Here is a 14,572-nt window from a genome sequence, read left to right on the forward strand (position 1 = left end):
GCGACGGGCGACGGTGGTGAACCATGCGTGTGTTAGCGGGCCGCGGGGCGCAGCGACTCCGGCACCAGCGGCGTTGTCAGCATTTTTGTCGGGCCTGTGAGGTAGTAGGTGGGGATGCGCGGGAACTGCTCGGCGACCAGCAGCAGAGTGCGGAAGTCGAAGCTCTGCACCTCGGCGCGCGACACCATATCGTTCTTCACGATGGCTCCGCAGAGTGCATCGACGAAGGCCTGCGGGCCGACGGTGTGATTGCGGTGCGCCTCGTCGGTGGCGATGCCGTCGGGCATGATCTTGGTCTCGATGTTGAAGCGAGCCTTCGCGGCATTCTCCGCGCGCTCCTTCGCATGCGGCGTGGCTTTGCCCTCGCCGGTGCTGTAGTACTCGACGTAAAACTTTACGAAGCGGAAGAGCTGCGCGGCGTAGGTGGGCACATAGGGGCTGATCAGCCCTTCCTTCTTTGCGAAGGCGACAGCCACAGGCGAGAGGGCGAGATCGTTCTTCTGCGCATCGCCGAAGTGCACCTTGTCGCAGATGAAGGTCTTCTGCGCTTCGGTGCTGGAGATGTCTTTGGTGAAGACGCGGTTCTCCAGCGTGTAGGGTGAGCCATCGGCCTTGCGGCAGCTCTCCGGGTTAAGGAACTGGTCGTGCCAGATGAGCGAGACGCCGTCGGTGGTGACACCGGTGTCGGTCTCAAGCGTCGAGACCAGCTGGTCGAGTCCGCTCTCAAAAGATGGCAGCGTATTCTCGGGCCGCAGGCCTCGTCCGCCGCGATGCGCGGTGACGTCGAAGTGCGTGAGCTTCTCTTCCCTGACCACCTGCTGCAGCAGGTCGGGGCGATCGCTGATGAGGCCGTCGACGCCGGTGCGGATGATGGCACGCATCTTGTCGGGATCGTTCGTCGTCCACGGCACCACCTTGAAGCCCCTGGCCTGCAGCTCCTTCACCGGCACTTCGCCGTTGAGCACGGTGGCATCTACGGGCGAGAGCACGGGCTGCACCGCGCCGTGCTGTGCGGCATGCGCTCCGGCCTTCTCCATCAGCTGCAGGTAAGGGTTCACGCTGGCATCCTGTGCGTTCATCGTTCCGGCAGCGCAAGCGCATGCCAAAACACCGTAGACGATCTTTGAGGTCATAAACCTCACGATCTTACACAATCGTTACCCTCAGATTACAGAGTGGGTCACTCGCCGGTTGTGGTCTGTCCGTTGATCCACGCGCGAGCCACACGCATCTGCGGCAGGTCGGCGTCGGCGCTGGCCCAGACGTGCAGCAGCTTTGCGTAGTCGGAGGTGGCCTGGCTGTGGCGCCTGGCCGCGGCATCGGCCTGCGCGATCCCGAACAGCGGATAGCCGGAGTTGGGGCGATCCTTCAGCGCAGCCTCGTAGGCTCCCTTCGCCTCGTCGGGGCGACCGGCACGCAACAGGGCGTCGCCGCGCGTCTCGCCGACGGGACGGATATACATGGGCGGCTCGCGATAGCCCAGGTCGCGCTCGGCGTCGGCGGCCTTGTTGAACATCGTGTCCGACTCGACGCCACGGCCTTCGGCCAGCAGCACACTCGCGGTGAGCTCCATCGAGGCCACGTCCATGAAGCTGTGGATCGGCGCGGCCATCGCATCCTTCGCCATGAACGCCATCATGCCCTGCGGCATGGATTCTGCCGGGGTCTGCGGCTTCGTCTTGATGTAGGCATCCAGCGCGTCGGCCGACTGCCGCGCAGCCTTCACGCCGCCGTGCTCGAGCGCCAGCATGCCCTCGGTGTAGTTCAGCATCGCGCTGCGCAGTGCGACGAGGTTCTTCAGCTCGGGATCGGGCGTGCTCGCCTGCAGTGCGTTGGTCGCGTCCTTCCAGTCGCCGGCGCGCAGCATCACGGGAAGCTGCACGTTGAGGCGCGTCAGGCCATCGCGCGGCGTCTGCCGGTAGAGTGTGGCTCCGGCCTCGCCGCGAGCGTGGGTGAGCTTAGCCGAGATCTCGGTCGCCTCGCTCAACCGTCCCGCCTCGGTGAGATCGGCGATGAGGTACATGAGGTTGTGGACGTAGTTCCAGTCGTTGGCGACGGTGACGTTCTGCGCCTTCATGTACGCCTCGTCGACGTGCATGGAGGCCTCAAACGACTGCCGCGCGGTCTCGTAGTCGCCGGTGCGGTAGAAGATGTGGCCGGGCATGTGCACCATGTGGCCGGAGGAGGGCGTCAGGCCTCCCAGCTTGCGTGCGCTCTCAAGCGCCAGCTCGGGATGATTGCCCGGCTCGACGGCGTGAATCCAGTAGTGGTTGGCTGCGGTGTCGTCGGGATGCTCCTTGAGGATAGCGACCAGCAGCTGCTGGCTCTGCTCCGTTCCCGCCTTCGGCTCGCCCTTCTTGTCGAAGCCATCCCGCATGGAACCGGACAGGAAGATCTTCGCCTGCACATCGTCCGGCTGCAGCCTGACCAGCTCGCGGAGAATCTTCGTCTCCTTCGAATCGCGGTACGCCTGATCCTTGCCATTTTTTGAGGGGTGTCCGGCGCTCTTCGCCTCTTCCTCCGCCGCCACGACGGAGGCCTTGATGTAGAGCTTCTCCGCCTTGCTGGCGTGTTTGGAGAGCTTCTGCGCCTTCTTCAGCGCATCGGCTCCCCACGCTACGCCATTGCCGCGAAAGGCGGCCGACTGATAGAGGCCCCAGTAGCACATGGCGCACTTTGGGTCGGAGCGCACGGCCTGCTCGAAGGCGCGGGTAGCCTCGTAGTCCCAGAAGTCGTGCAGCAGGTTGAGTCCCTGGTTGAACCACATCTTCGCATCGTCATTGGCCGCGGTGATGGCGATGGAGCCGTTGCCGATGCCCTGCATCTTCAACGGCGGAGCCAGCTTTGCCGGGTCGTCGATGACGCCGGTCATCTCCGGCATGTGGCAGAGCATCGTCTTCTGCTGCTGCGCCCCGGTGGCGGCACCGGTTGCCACCCACAACGTAAAAGCACCCACCCAGAACGACCGGCGCAGCCAGCGACAACCCATTGCGACTCCTTGATCCGGCGGACGGCGCGGATGCCTAAGGATAGACGTCCGGCAGAGCGCTTACCAAAGATTCGGGAGCTTTCCCATAACCGGACAATTGCCCAGACGTTGCGAAAGCTACCCCCGAGGATGTATTGCGCAATGACGGTTCGTCCCTAATGATGGGAGCAGCAGATGCTCCTCGACGCAACACTTCTTATCCAAGATATTCAGCTACTGTGCTTCACCATCGTCTTTGGCGTTCTGGCGATGCAGCGGTGGAGCGATCGTGTACGCCGGTGGCTCTGGTACAGCTTCCTGGCCAATACGATGGGAGCGACCCTGGATATTCTGGGCCACCACATGCCTGCGTGGTTCGGTAATGGAATCAACGAGGAGATGATTCCCCTGTCGTACGCTCTGCTGAACGTCTCGCTGGTGTACTTCAACCGCCGCAGCCGGAGGCCGATCTGGATCTCGGTACTGATTCTGGCGGCGGGACTACCCTTCTTTCTCGCCTGGAGCAGCTCGCCGAACCGCATTCCCAGCAACACCCTGGCCGACCTGCTGATCGCGCTGGTGTGCATGGTGACGGCGGAGCTGCTGTTCAACAGCAGGGAAAAGTCCACGCGGGCGCCACGGCTGCTGATGGGACTGTTCCTCGCGTTCTTTGTGGCAGTCGAGCTGGCGCGGGTGTGGGTGGTCTTTGTCCGGCACGTCGACCCGGACGCGGCGGGCTCACGGCTGGCGATCGTCTCGGTGGTCACCTATATCGTCAACGTCTCGCTGCTGCCGCTGGCGTATGTGTGGATGATTCAGGCACGGCAGGAGTGGGAGCTGGTGCAGCAGAGCATGATCGATCCGCTGACCGGGGTGCTGAACCGCCGCGGCCTGGAGCAGACGCTGGATCGCGAACTGGCGCGGAATCATCGGTTTGGCGATGAGCTGACCGTCGCCATGCTCGACCTGGACCACTTCAAGAACCTCAACGACCAGTACGGCCACGCCGTGGGAGACACCATTCTGATGAGCGTGGCGCAGCTGATCGCGGCCCAGCTGCGGGGTACCGACGTGATCGGGCGCTTCGGCGGCGAGGAGTTCGTGCTGCTGTTTCCCAACGCCGATCTTGACCAGTCCGGCCCCGTGCTGGAGAGACTGTGCGAGATCCTGCGCGAGGAGACCTCGCTGCTGCCTTCGATCGACATCCGGGTGACGGCCAGCTTCGGCGCCACCAGTCTCCGTGGCCGCCGTGGAGTTACCGCGGCCGCACTCCTGAATGAGGCCGATATCGCCCTGTATCGCGCCAAGGCCAACGGCCGCGACAGGGTCTGCTTCTTTTGAGCCCCACCCTGCCCTCCCGGCGACAATCCTGACCTGATTCCCCCCGAATCACTCCCTCTAACTATGTGTCGAAAAGCCCCATTCGTCCCAGATAAATGGCTGTAAGTGACGGTTGGTCAATTAAAAGGCCGTTTGCACAACATATGTTGATTAGTTTAGGCTTCCCTGACCTAACGAAGAAGCATCACACACGCTCACAGGCAGGTAAAAGGTACATGAAAAAGATTGCTCTCCTCCCCGAGAGCATGGCCCTGAAGATCTTAGGACTTCTGGCTATGCTGGTATTAACCCTCCCCTTCGCCAGTGCGCAGATGGACCAAGGTGCTATTGCAGGCACCGTCATCGACTCCACAGGAGCGACCATCCCCAACGCGAAAGTAAAACTTGTTAACGAGCAGAATGGCTTCACCCTGGAGCGCACCGCGGACGGCGGCGGAGCGTATGTCTTTACCCCGCTGAAGATCGGCGTCTATACGCTGACGGCATCGGCGGATAACTTCCGCAGCTTTGAGCAGCGCGGGGTGAATGTGACGGCGGGCTCGCGAGCTGACGTGACGCTGACGCTGGGTGTGGTGTCGGCGGACCAGAGCATTGAGGTGAGCGCAGAGGCTCCACTGCTGCAGACGGCAGAGGCCTCGACGGGAGCGACCGTCTCGGCTGAGGCGATCGTGAAGACGCCGCTGCTCAACCGCAACCCGATCTTTGTGGCACAGCTGACGCCGGGCGTGGTTCCGGCGGAGCAGGGATCGCGCGGCGCCAACAAGGGCGACTTCTCGGCCAACGGCCAGCGTTCGCAGCAGAACAACTACATCCTGGACGGCGTGGATAACAACGCCGTGCTGGTCGACATCCCCAACGGCGCCTCGTACGTGTTTAAGCCGGTGCCGGATGCGCTGGCGGAGTTCAAGGTGCAGACCAGCAACTACAACGCCGAGCTGGGACGCGCCGCCGGTGCGGTGGTGAACATGTCGATCAAATCCGGCTCCAACGGCCTGCACGGCTCGCTGTGGGAGTACTGGCGCAACGACATGCTGAATGCGCGTGACTTCTTCCAGTCGACGAAGCCGAAGTACCGGCAGAACCAGTTCGGCGGCACACTGGGCGGACCGATCATCAAGGACAAGCTGTTCTTCTTCGGCGACGCCGAGGCCAACCGCATCATCTTCGGACAGACGTCGATCAACTCGGTGCCGACGCTGAAGATGCGCGGCGGCGACTTCAGCGAACTGCTGAGCCCGAGCCTGACCAACAACAACGTGCGCACGCTGTACACACCGGGTTCGGGCGGCGCGACGCTGCAGCAGTGCAACGGGCAGCAGAATGTCCTTTGCGCCAGCCAGATCAGCCCCACCGCGCAGAAGGTGGCGAATGCCCTGCCCGCCCCGAACCTGGGCGTGGACGGACAGACCTATAACAACTACCGCTTCCAGAGCTCGGCCAGCGACAACACGGTGCAGTACGAGGGCCGTATCGACTGGAACGCCAGCGCCAAGGACCAGGCGTTCACCCGCTACAGCGTCTTCAACCAGTCGCAGGGCTTCCCCAGCCCCTTCGGCATCCTCGACGGCAGCGGCTTTGGCTCCGGCGGCACCATCCAGGACAAGGCGCGTAACTTCACGGTGAGTGAGAATCACTTCTTCTCGCCGACCCTCTCCAACGAGTTCCGCTTCGGCTACAACTGGATCAACGCACGGTACACGCAGGCGTATTCGGGTACGGACGTCTCGTCGCAGCTCGGGCTGGGCGGCATTCCGTTCTCGGACGGCAACGGCGGTACACCGCACTTCAACCTGACGGGCATGACCTCGTTCGGCTCGCCGGAGTATGTGCCGACCGATGAGTATGAAAACGTCGCGCAGCTGCTCGACAACGTCTCGAAGGTGATCCATCGCCACACGCTGAAGATGGGCGTGAACTTCCAGCGCATCCGCGTGCAGACGCTGCAGCCGACGACGCCGCGCGGCACGTTCAACTTCACCGGCAAGTACACGCAGGTTCCGGGCGAGTCGTCGACGACCGGCTTTGGCGCGGCCGACATGCTGGCCGACCAGATGGAGAGCGCCTCGATCTCGAACAGCTCGACGGTGCGCAACCAGCGCTGGTATCGGTCAGCCTACTTCCAGGACGACTGGCAGGCGATGCCGAAGCTGACGCTGAATCTCGGCATGCGCTGGGAGTACTTCCAGCCGGTCGAGGAGCTGAATGGGCGGCAGGCGAACTTCCTGGTCGACTACAACACCAACACGGCGCAGTTCCTGCTGCCGAACGCGGCGAAGCAGTACACACTGCCGACGTCGCTGCTGAACTCGCTGGCGACCAATAACGTTCCGGTGGTGTACACGAGCAACAACTCGCTGGCCAACGCGCAGAAGATGAACTTCTCGCCGCGGTTCGGCTTCTCGTACGCGGTGAACGACAAGACGGTCGTCCGCGGAGGCTTCGGCCTGTTCTTCGGCGGCATCGAGGCGGTGGGCTTCTACCCGAACCTGGGCGCGAACGCACCGTTCCTCTATACGTCGAACATCACGAGCGGATCGTGCTCGGCCGGTAACTGCCCGACGAGCGGCGTGACGCTGGAGAACGGCTTCTCGGACGCGATCGCGCAGGGACTCTCGAACTACGTGCAGACGCCTGACTTCCGCATGTATCCCAAGAACATTCAGACGCCGTACACGGAGATCTACAACCTTTCGGTGCAGCGTCAGATCAACAACAACACGACGATGACGCTCTCGTATGTCGGTTCGCTGGGCCGTCACCTGACCTCGAACCCGAAGGCCAACCAGATTCCGACGCTGTTGACGCCGGGCGCCAATGTGCAGGCGGCGCGTCCGTTCAACCAGTTTGGAGGCAGCAGCCTGGAGTCGTACTCGGCCGTGAGCAACTACAACGGCGGACAGGCGACGCTGGAGCACCGTACCTCGAACGGTCTCTACTTCCTGGCGACGTACACGTTCTCGAAGAACCTGGACGATGCGTTCCTTCCGCTGGGCGCCAGCGGCCAGTCCGGCTCGGGCTATCGCAACTGGCGTCAGCTGGGATACGGCTATGACTACGGCGCTTCATTCGCCGATACCCGTCATCGCGCCGTCATCAACGTGCAGTATGACCTGCCGTTCGGCATCGGCCGCAAGTACATGAACAAGTCGCACGTCGCGGACGCCCTGCTGGGCGGCTGGGGTGTGACGACGCTGTTCCGTGTGCAGTCGGGCCAGCCGCAGGTGGTGCAGCCGAACAACGATCCGACCAACGGCTCGGCGCAGGCGCAGGGTATCCGCGTGGGCGACGTGAACTCGACCAACCTGACGAACCCGGGGACGGGCGTAACCTGCGCGACGCAGGTGAAGACCGTGAACACCTGGTTCAACCCCTGCGCCTTCACCAATCCTCCCGTCGCCACCGGCCCGAACGACATCGCGGCCTACGGCGGGTATGGACGCTCGATGGTGTATGGACCGGGCTATAACCGCGTGGACCTCTCGTTGTTCAAGAAGTTCACCCTCTACCGCGACACCGCGCTCGACATCCGCGCCGACCTGTTCAACGCCCTGAACACGCCGGCCTACGGACAGCCGAACGCAACCATCGGCAGCGGCTTTGGGCAGATCACCAGCACGCGCTTCGGAGGTTCCGGCACAGCAGCCGAGACTCCTGACGCGCGCGTGGCGCAGCTGTCGGCCCGCTTCCACTTCTAACCCGCACCCGGTCGGCAAGACCGGACGCAAACGCAGACTGCCCGGACCGCTGACGAAGCGAGCCGGGCAGTTTCTTTTAAGCGACTCGTTGTGCGTGGGGCTACTTTGTGCGTGGGGCTACTTTGTGCGTAGAGCTACAGACCGCGCAGCAGATCGGCGACGGTCTTATGAAGTGCAGGGTGCGTCCAGTCGCCTGCAATCTCGGCCAGCGGCTCCAGGACGAAGCGACGGGTGTGCATCTCGGGGTGAGGCAGGGTCAGCTCGACGGTGCTCATTATGCGATTGTCGTAGAGCAGAAGGTCGAGATCGATGACGCGCGGCCCCTTGTCGATGAGGCGCTCGCGGCCCATGGCATGCTCGATGGCCAGCAGGGCACGCAGTAGATCGAGCGGATCGATCGAGGTCTGAAGCAGGGCGGCGGCGTTCAGGAAGCGTGGCTGATCGATGTAGCCGACCGGCTCGGTGTCGTAGAAGGAAGAGACGGCGGTGACGTCGCCCAGGTCGCCGAGACGGCGGATGGCCTCACGCAGGTTGGCCTCGCGGTCAGCCTCTCGATCACCGCCAGTGTTGCGGTCACTGTAAACAGATGCGAGGTTCGACCCCAGAGCAATTGCTGCCGTATGTCTCACGTTGCCGAGGTGTCCCTTTAAACTGTGACGGGATGCAGACGCGCGGTGGCCCTGACGGGCTCGGGCTCCGAGATCTCGTCGTAGCCATGCGCCATCTCCCACAGACTGCGGTCGCGCAGCAGGCGCTGCACCAGGGCTGTGTGCATGGCGTGGCCTGCACGCTCGGCGACGACGCGGCCTTCGATGCGACGACCAGCCAGGGCAAGGTCGCCGATAAGATCGAGCACCTTGTGGCGGACGAACTCGTCGGAGAAGCGCAGCGGGCCGTTTTCGACGCCCTTGCGCGAGAGGATGATGGCGCTGTCGTCGGAGACGCCGCGGATCAGGCCCATGTTGCGCAGCATGGCCTCGTCTTCCTTGAAGCCGAAGGTGCGCGCCGGAGCGATGAGCCTGGAGTAATCGCCGGTGGCGAGATCGCCACGGAAGGTCTCATAGCCGATGGGCTCGGGGAAGTCGATGGTGTAGTCGATGGCGTAGCCCTTGCCGGGATAGACGCCGATGAACTTGGAGCCGTCGCGGACCTCGACCTCTTTGAGGATGCGCATGTACTCGCGCTTGCGGCGCTGCTGCTTCAGGCCGGTCTCGTCGAAGGCGCGGATGTAAGGCAGGGAGCTGCCGTCGAGGATGGGGACTTCAAGATTGTTGATCTCGACGATCACGTTATCGACGCCGTAGCCGATAAGCGCGGAGAGCAGATGTTCGGTGGTGGAGATGAGCACCGAGCCGCGCATGAGGCTGGTGGCGTAGCTGACCTTGGCGACGTTGCGGCCGGTGGCGGTGATCTCGAAGTTGTCGAGGTCGGTGCGGCGGAAGACGATGCCGGAGCCCGCTGGCGCGGGAACCAGCCGCATGGAGACAGGAGCACCGCTGTGCAGACCAACTCCGCTGAACTCGACCGCCGACCGGATTGTGCGCTCAAAGTGAGGCTGTGCTGCCACGAAGATCTATCCCCGTTAGAGGGCCCCGGCAGTGATGCTGCTTTGCCCTTTTCGGCGTGGCAGAGTCTACTGAAATACGGAACTGCTCTAAAATCCTCTACAAGATTACAGACGATTGCTGTTGTGTCGATGTTGCAAATCAGACACAGTTTCGTTTCTTATTCGATAGGTAAACACCAATAAATCAAACAGGTACCTACACTTAGCATGAACATCGACGATCTGATCCCCCGTACCGAGTTGAAGACCCCCTGGCTACTTTCCCGGCTGCGCGAGCTGGTGGAGCTGGAGAGTCCAAGTGAAGATCCTGCCGCAGTTAACCGGGCCATGGAGATGGTGGCCGGGTGGGCGGAAGAGCTTGGCGGAAAAGTGAAGCGCCACAGGCAAAAAGGCTTCGGCGATGTGTACGAACTACGCTTTGGGCCGCGTTCTTCACGCCGGAGACCGGTGCTGCTGCTGGGTCATCTGGACACGGTGTGGGCGCACGGCACGCTGAAGACGATGCCGTGGCAGGAGAAGGACGGCAAGATCTACGGCCCGGGAACGCTGGATATGAAGGTCGGCGTGATGATGGCGCTGGCGGCGATCGCGATCCTCAAGGAGCTATCGGTGAATGCGCCGGTGACGCTGCTGCTGAACCCGGACGAGGAGGTGGGCTCGCCGGTCTCGCGGCCCATCACGGAGAAGGTGGCGCTCGAATCGTCGGCGGTCTTTGTGCTGGAGCCGGCGCAGGTGCTGGCTCTGAAGACGGCGCGCAAGGGCATCGGCAACTACCAGGTCCACGTCGCGGGCGTGGCGTCGCACTCGGGTGTCGACTTCGAGCGCGGCCACTCGGCGGTGCTGGAGCTGGCGCGGCAGATCGAACGCATCTCGGCCTTTACCGACCTGCCCAGCGGACGCACGGTGAACTGCGGCGTGATCAGCGGCGGCACGCGCTCGAACGTGATCGCGGCGGAGGCGGCGGTGGAGGTAGATGTGCGCATCGCGCGCGCATCGGACGCGAAGAAGGTGGACCGCTTCTTTGCCGGGCTGAAGCCCTTCGACAAGGCCTGCAAGCTGACCGTGACCGGAGGCATCAACCGTCCGCCGATGGAGCGCAAGGCAGGAACGATTGCGCTGTTCAGGCAGGCGAAGAAGCTGGCCGCGCAGCTGGGATTTGAGGTCGACGAGGCAGCGACGGGCGGCGGCTCGGATGGCAACTTCACCGCCGCGTTGGGCGTGCCGACGCTGGACGGCATGGGAGCCGTGGGCGCGGGGGCGCACGCCAGTCATGAGCACTTCGTGGTCGAACACCTGGTTCCGCGGACGGCGCTGCTGGCGGCGATGATCGCAACGACGGCCTGACGCGGAACGCGCGACAACGGGATTGGCTGCGGCAGCAAAAAAAGTCCGAGCGCAAAGCGCGTTCGTGCGTCTGCCACAGTAGAAGACCCCTATGGCATCGTTTGAGGAAAGCCTGGCATTGCTGTCGTCCACCAGAAGCGACGAGTCGCAGATCGACGTCGCCGCGCTGGTGGAGATGCACTCCCGGCTGCTGTTTCGCGTCGCTCACTCGCTGCTGCGGTCGCGCAGCGAGGCCGAGGACGTGGTGCAGGATACCTTCCTCCGCGTGCTGGAGCATCCGTATGCCATGTCCGGCGTGCGCGAGCCGCGCCTGTGGCTGGCGCGCATCGCCTGGAACCTTTCGCTGGACCGCATCCGGCGGCGCAAGACGAGGCCGTCGGATGCGGAGTTTGTCGATACGCTGATCGCACCGGGCACACCGGCCGACAGGGCGCTCGACGAATCACGCCGTATGCATGCCGCGCTGCGCGAGATTGAACGCCTGCCCGCGCAGGAGCGGCATGTGCTTCTCCTCACCTCACTCGAAGACCTGGACACAGCGGAGATCGCGACCGTCATCGGACGCAGCGACTCCGCCGTCCGTTCCCTGCTGTTTCGCGCACGCACGCGGCTGCGCGAACGGCTGGAGAAAGCAGGCTACCGATGAATCCTGAGAACAACATGAATCCCGTCGATAAAATTCTGGGCGCTATGCGCGATGCCGAGCCTTCTGCAGGTATGGAAGCCCGCATTCTTCAAACGCTCGACACCCGCAGCCGCGATGGTTATCGCGAGCATGAGCAACGGCCGTCGCTGCTGGCGCGACTGCGCTGGGTTCCTGTCGCCGCGCTTGCGGTGCTGGCTGTGGCTGTCGTCGTCAACCGCAGTGCTCATCGCGACGATCAGACATCAGCGACGACGACTCACCGATCAGCTGCAGCCACTCCGCGTTCAGGCAGCGTGATCGCTCCGCAGACCACTGCCGCTCTACCGGCGGCGGTATCCGCGCCGCGTCGTCGCATGCCTGCGGTGAAGGCCGATGCGGCGCAAGTGCAGGCGGCTGCCGAACAGATGAAAGATGCGAGCGTTGCGGTCAGCCATCCCGCGCCACCAATCCCCGTCACGGCGCAGGAGCGGCTGCTGCTGCGTTATGCGCGCGGCGGCCACACCGACGATCTTGCCCAGATCAGCAACGAACGCAGAGCCGCCGAGGACGAGCAGGAGAAGACGGCGTTCCAGGCGTTCTTCAAACCACCACCCCCCATCAAGATTGGAGAGTAAATGACAACCCTACGTACTCCGCTTCGCCTGCTTGCAGGTGCTGCCTTTCTCTCGGCCATCACGCTGACCGCCACGGCACAGACGCCTGAGCCGCAGAAGCCTGCCGTTACGGCTGCACCGGCAACGACTGTTGGCCCGCACGATCCGAGCCGCCGCATGACGGTAGCGTCAGTGCATACTTTTTATCTCAAAAACGCGACCAGCCAGCAGGAGCAGAACGAGATTCTGACCGGGCTTCGCAATATTGTCGATCCAACCACGAGACTTTTTCTCTCTCCGGCGCAGAACGCAATCGTGGCGGGTGGAACAGATGACCAGGTCGCGCTAGCTCAGTCGATCATCGAAGCACTCGACAGGCCGCGCAAAACCTATCGACTGACTTATACGCTGATCGACTTCGATGGAATGAAGCGGGTGGGGGATCAGCACTACAGCACGGTGGCCGTTCCAGGGCAGCACGTCAGCTTGAAACAGGGCAACAAGGTGCCCATCATCACTGGGAGCTACCTGAAGGGAGAGCCGAATATGCAGGAAAACCAGGTCACCTATCTCGATGTAGGCATGGATTTCGACGTTACTCTCGACGACTCCGCAGATACGCTTCGTCTGAAGACCAAGGTCTCGCAGTCGAGCGTGGTTGAGGATCGAACCGTAGCTGCAGCGATGCAGGACCCAATTCTGCGTCAGTCTGTCTTTGAGGGCAGCGCTGCGCCGATGCTGGGCAAGCCGCTGACTATCGGCTCGCTCGACATCATCGGCACGACGCGGCGCATCGAGATCCAGGTGCTGGTCGAGCCGATCTCGTAGTCTTGCTGTTCTGTGGCGGGAGGCTCTGCGTTCGCGCATCATGCACGAGGCTCCCGCTACAATCTCCCCCATGATGTTTCTTCTCGCCGACGCGCTTCCGCAGGCATGCATGGCAGGCACCTTTCACTCCAAGGGAGGGATTCCTCTCGCCATTACGATCTGCGGCCTTGTGGTTGCCGTCTTCTCTCTGGCGAAGGGGTTGGCGTGGCTGCGGGAAGAGGTGTTGGCCGACCGCATCGGCCATACTCCGCCTGACCGGCATGCAGCGAAGGGATGGCTGCTGGGCGCATGGGTGCTGGTGCCGCCCGCATGGCTCTTTATCGAGGATGTCTTCCTCTTCCGGCTCTTCGGCAAGGCGGAGTGCTTCGCGTCGTTTCAGTACGCGCAGGAGATCGTCTTTCGCGGATGGTTTGTGCTGGTGGCAGTGCTGACGATGCTGTACTTCGGGCGGACGATCTTCGGCAGGAAATAGCCTAGCTGCGCCAGTGCAGCGTGACCGGGCCGGGCAGCGGATGCTCGCCGGTTCCCTTCAGCCTTGCCTGCTTGAGTGCGAAGTACCACTTGGCGGGCTTGTCGGCGTCGTCGATCAGCATGAGGCTGGGGTGGTAGCGCAGGCCCTGCGCCTGCTCGATCATGGTCTGCTGGTCCTGCCGCACGAACTTCGCGCCAAAGTAGGTTGCGATGGGTTTGACCAGCGGCACGTGATAGAAGATGTTCCACGCCGCCAGCACGTCGATGCGGCAGGTGGAGGGCGTGATGGGCGTGACGGTGGTCAGGCTGGCGAACCACTTTTCTCCGGCGCGGATGGTCTCGTAGCGGCGGTTGGGAAGGACGAAATCGATGGTCGTGGTGACGTCTTCGCCATAGACACCGAGCAGCTTGTAGGGCGCGGAGTTTTTGCTGGGCGCGTGCGAGGACATGCGGAAGCCCGCGTTGCGGCCGTTGTGCGAGGGGTCTTCGATGGGCTCGAAGTGCTTGGTCTTCTCGTGGATGCTGGCGGCGGAGCGCCACCACCATGCCTGGTGGACGAAGGGGCCGTGCGCGGGGTCCATGAGGCCGATGATGCCGTGGTCGACGTTGCAGGGCAGGTCGGCGACGAGGTGCGCGGAGCGATACTTCCCGGAGAACTTAGGCAGTTCGGGCACGGGCGGCAGGGCACCGAGAGAGCGTCCGGCACCGGCCTCGGGCACGTAGACCCAGGCGTAGCCGTCGCGCTCCTCGCAGGGATAAGCCCCGGCGTAGATCTTGCCGGGTTCGAGGCCGTCGTGGCTGGTGAGCGAGGGAATCTCGGCGCACTGGCCGCTGCAGGGTTCGAACTTCCAGCCGTGATACTTGCACTGCACGTGCTCGCCATCAAACCAGCCGGCAGAGAGCGGAATGCCGCGGTGCGGGCAGAGATCGCGCATGGCGAAGAGCTTGCCGTCCTTCTTGCGGCCCAGCACGAGCGGCACGCCGAGCAGCAGAGCGGTGGTCATCTTGCCGACCCGCAGCTCACGCGAACGCAGTGCGGGATACCAGTCGCCGAAGATGAGTTCGGCGGCCGGACCGGGAGTCTGCGAGTTGAGCTGAACGAGATCGCTCATGAAGGAA

12 protein-coding genes are annotated in these 14,572 nt (G+C 63.2%); 7 read left to right on the forward strand and 5 right to left on the reverse strand.

Translation table 11 applies throughout. The annotated features are described in order from the left end of the window. Positions 1–32: 32 nt before the first annotated feature. Positions 33–1,133: a glycerophosphodiester phosphodiesterase family protein gene (locus PW789_RS18965; protein WP_299379808.1), complete on the reverse strand. Its 1,101-nt coding sequence runs from the start codon at positions 1,131–1,133 to the stop codon at positions 33–35. A 47-nt stretch (positions 1,134–1,180) separates the two neighbouring features. Next, positions 1,181–2,989 (reverse strand): hypothetical protein, encoded by a 1,809-nt coding sequence (locus PW789_RS18970; protein ID WP_299379811.1) that lies wholly within the window; start codon positions 2,987–2,989, stop codon positions 1,181–1,183. Between the two features lie 174 nt (positions 2,990–3,163). Here PW789_RS18970 and PW789_RS18975 point away from each other — a divergent pair, with 174 nt between their 5' ends. Beyond that, positions 3,164–4,309: a GGDEF domain-containing protein gene (locus PW789_RS18975; RefSeq protein ID WP_299379814.1), complete on the forward strand. Its 1,146-nt coding sequence runs from the start codon at positions 3,164–3,166 to the stop codon at positions 4,307–4,309. Between the two features lie 215 nt (positions 4,310–4,524). Then, positions 4,525–8,004 carry a TonB-dependent receptor gene (locus PW789_RS18980; RefSeq protein WP_299379817.1) on the forward strand — a complete coding sequence of 1,160 codons (3,480 nt, stop codon included), beginning with the start codon at positions 4,525–4,527 and terminating at the stop codon, positions 8,002–8,004. Between the two features lie 134 nt (positions 8,005–8,138). Here the strand turns inward: PW789_RS18980 and folK are convergent, their stop codons facing one another. Continuing rightward, positions 8,139–8,633 carry a 2-amino-4-hydroxy-6-hydroxymethyldihydropteridine diphosphokinase gene (gene folK, locus PW789_RS18985; RefSeq protein WP_299379820.1) on the reverse strand — a complete coding sequence of 165 codons (495 nt, stop codon included), beginning with the start codon at positions 8,631–8,633 and terminating at the stop codon, positions 8,139–8,141. Between the two features lie 17 nt (positions 8,634–8,650). Continuing rightward, the gene (gene lpxC, locus PW789_RS18990; RefSeq protein WP_299379823.1) at positions 8,651–9,571 is read right to left on the reverse strand and encodes a UDP-3-O-acyl-N-acetylglucosamine deacetylase; all 921 of its coding nucleotides are present in this window, start codon (positions 9,569–9,571) and stop codon (positions 8,651–8,653) included. Between the two features lie 207 nt (positions 9,572–9,778). On the opposite strand from lpxC, the gene PW789_RS18995 reads away from it, so the two are divergent. The 5 genes from PW789_RS18995 (at position 9,779) to PW789_RS19015 (ending at position 13,454) form a co-directional block, all read left to right on the forward strand. Then, positions 9,779–10,915, forward strand: coding sequence for a M20 family metallopeptidase (locus PW789_RS18995; protein WP_299379826.1), 1,137 nt, complete (start codon positions 9,779–9,781; stop codon positions 10,913–10,915). Between the two features lie 91 nt (positions 10,916–11,006). Beyond that, positions 11,007–11,561 carry an RNA polymerase sigma factor gene (locus tag PW789_RS19000; RefSeq protein ID WP_299379829.1) on the forward strand — a complete coding sequence of 185 codons (555 nt, stop codon included), beginning with the start codon at positions 11,007–11,009 and terminating at the stop codon, positions 11,559–11,561. Next, complete coding sequence (locus tag PW789_RS19005; protein ID WP_299379832.1) at positions 11,558–12,175, forward strand: hypothetical protein; 618 nt, start codon at positions 11,558–11,560, stop codon at positions 12,173–12,175. The genes PW789_RS19000 and PW789_RS19005 overlap by 4 nt, the downstream gene beginning before the upstream one ends. Beyond that, positions 12,176–12,982 carry a secretin N-terminal domain-containing protein gene (locus PW789_RS19010; RefSeq protein ID WP_299379835.1) on the forward strand — a complete coding sequence of 269 codons (807 nt, stop codon included), beginning with the start codon at positions 12,176–12,178 and terminating at the stop codon, positions 12,980–12,982. A gap of 70 nt (positions 12,983–13,052) precedes the next feature. Next, on the forward strand, positions 13,053–13,454 hold the full coding sequence (locus PW789_RS19015) for a hypothetical protein (protein WP_299379837.1): 402 nt from the start codon (positions 13,053–13,055) through the stop codon (positions 13,452–13,454). Between the two features lies 1 nt (position 13,455). On the opposite strand, the gene PW789_RS19020 is transcribed toward PW789_RS19015, so the two are convergent. Continuing rightward, a complete protein-coding gene (locus PW789_RS19020) occupies positions 13,456–14,565 on the reverse strand; it encodes a Rieske 2Fe-2S domain-containing protein (protein WP_299379840.1) in 1,110 nt (369 codons plus the stop codon). Positions 14,566–14,572: the final 7 nt, after the last annotated feature.

The sequence above is a fragment of the Edaphobacter sp. genome, from assembly GCF_028283685.1.
Lineage (GTDB): Bacteria > Acidobacteriota > Terriglobia > Terriglobales > Acidobacteriaceae > Edaphobacter.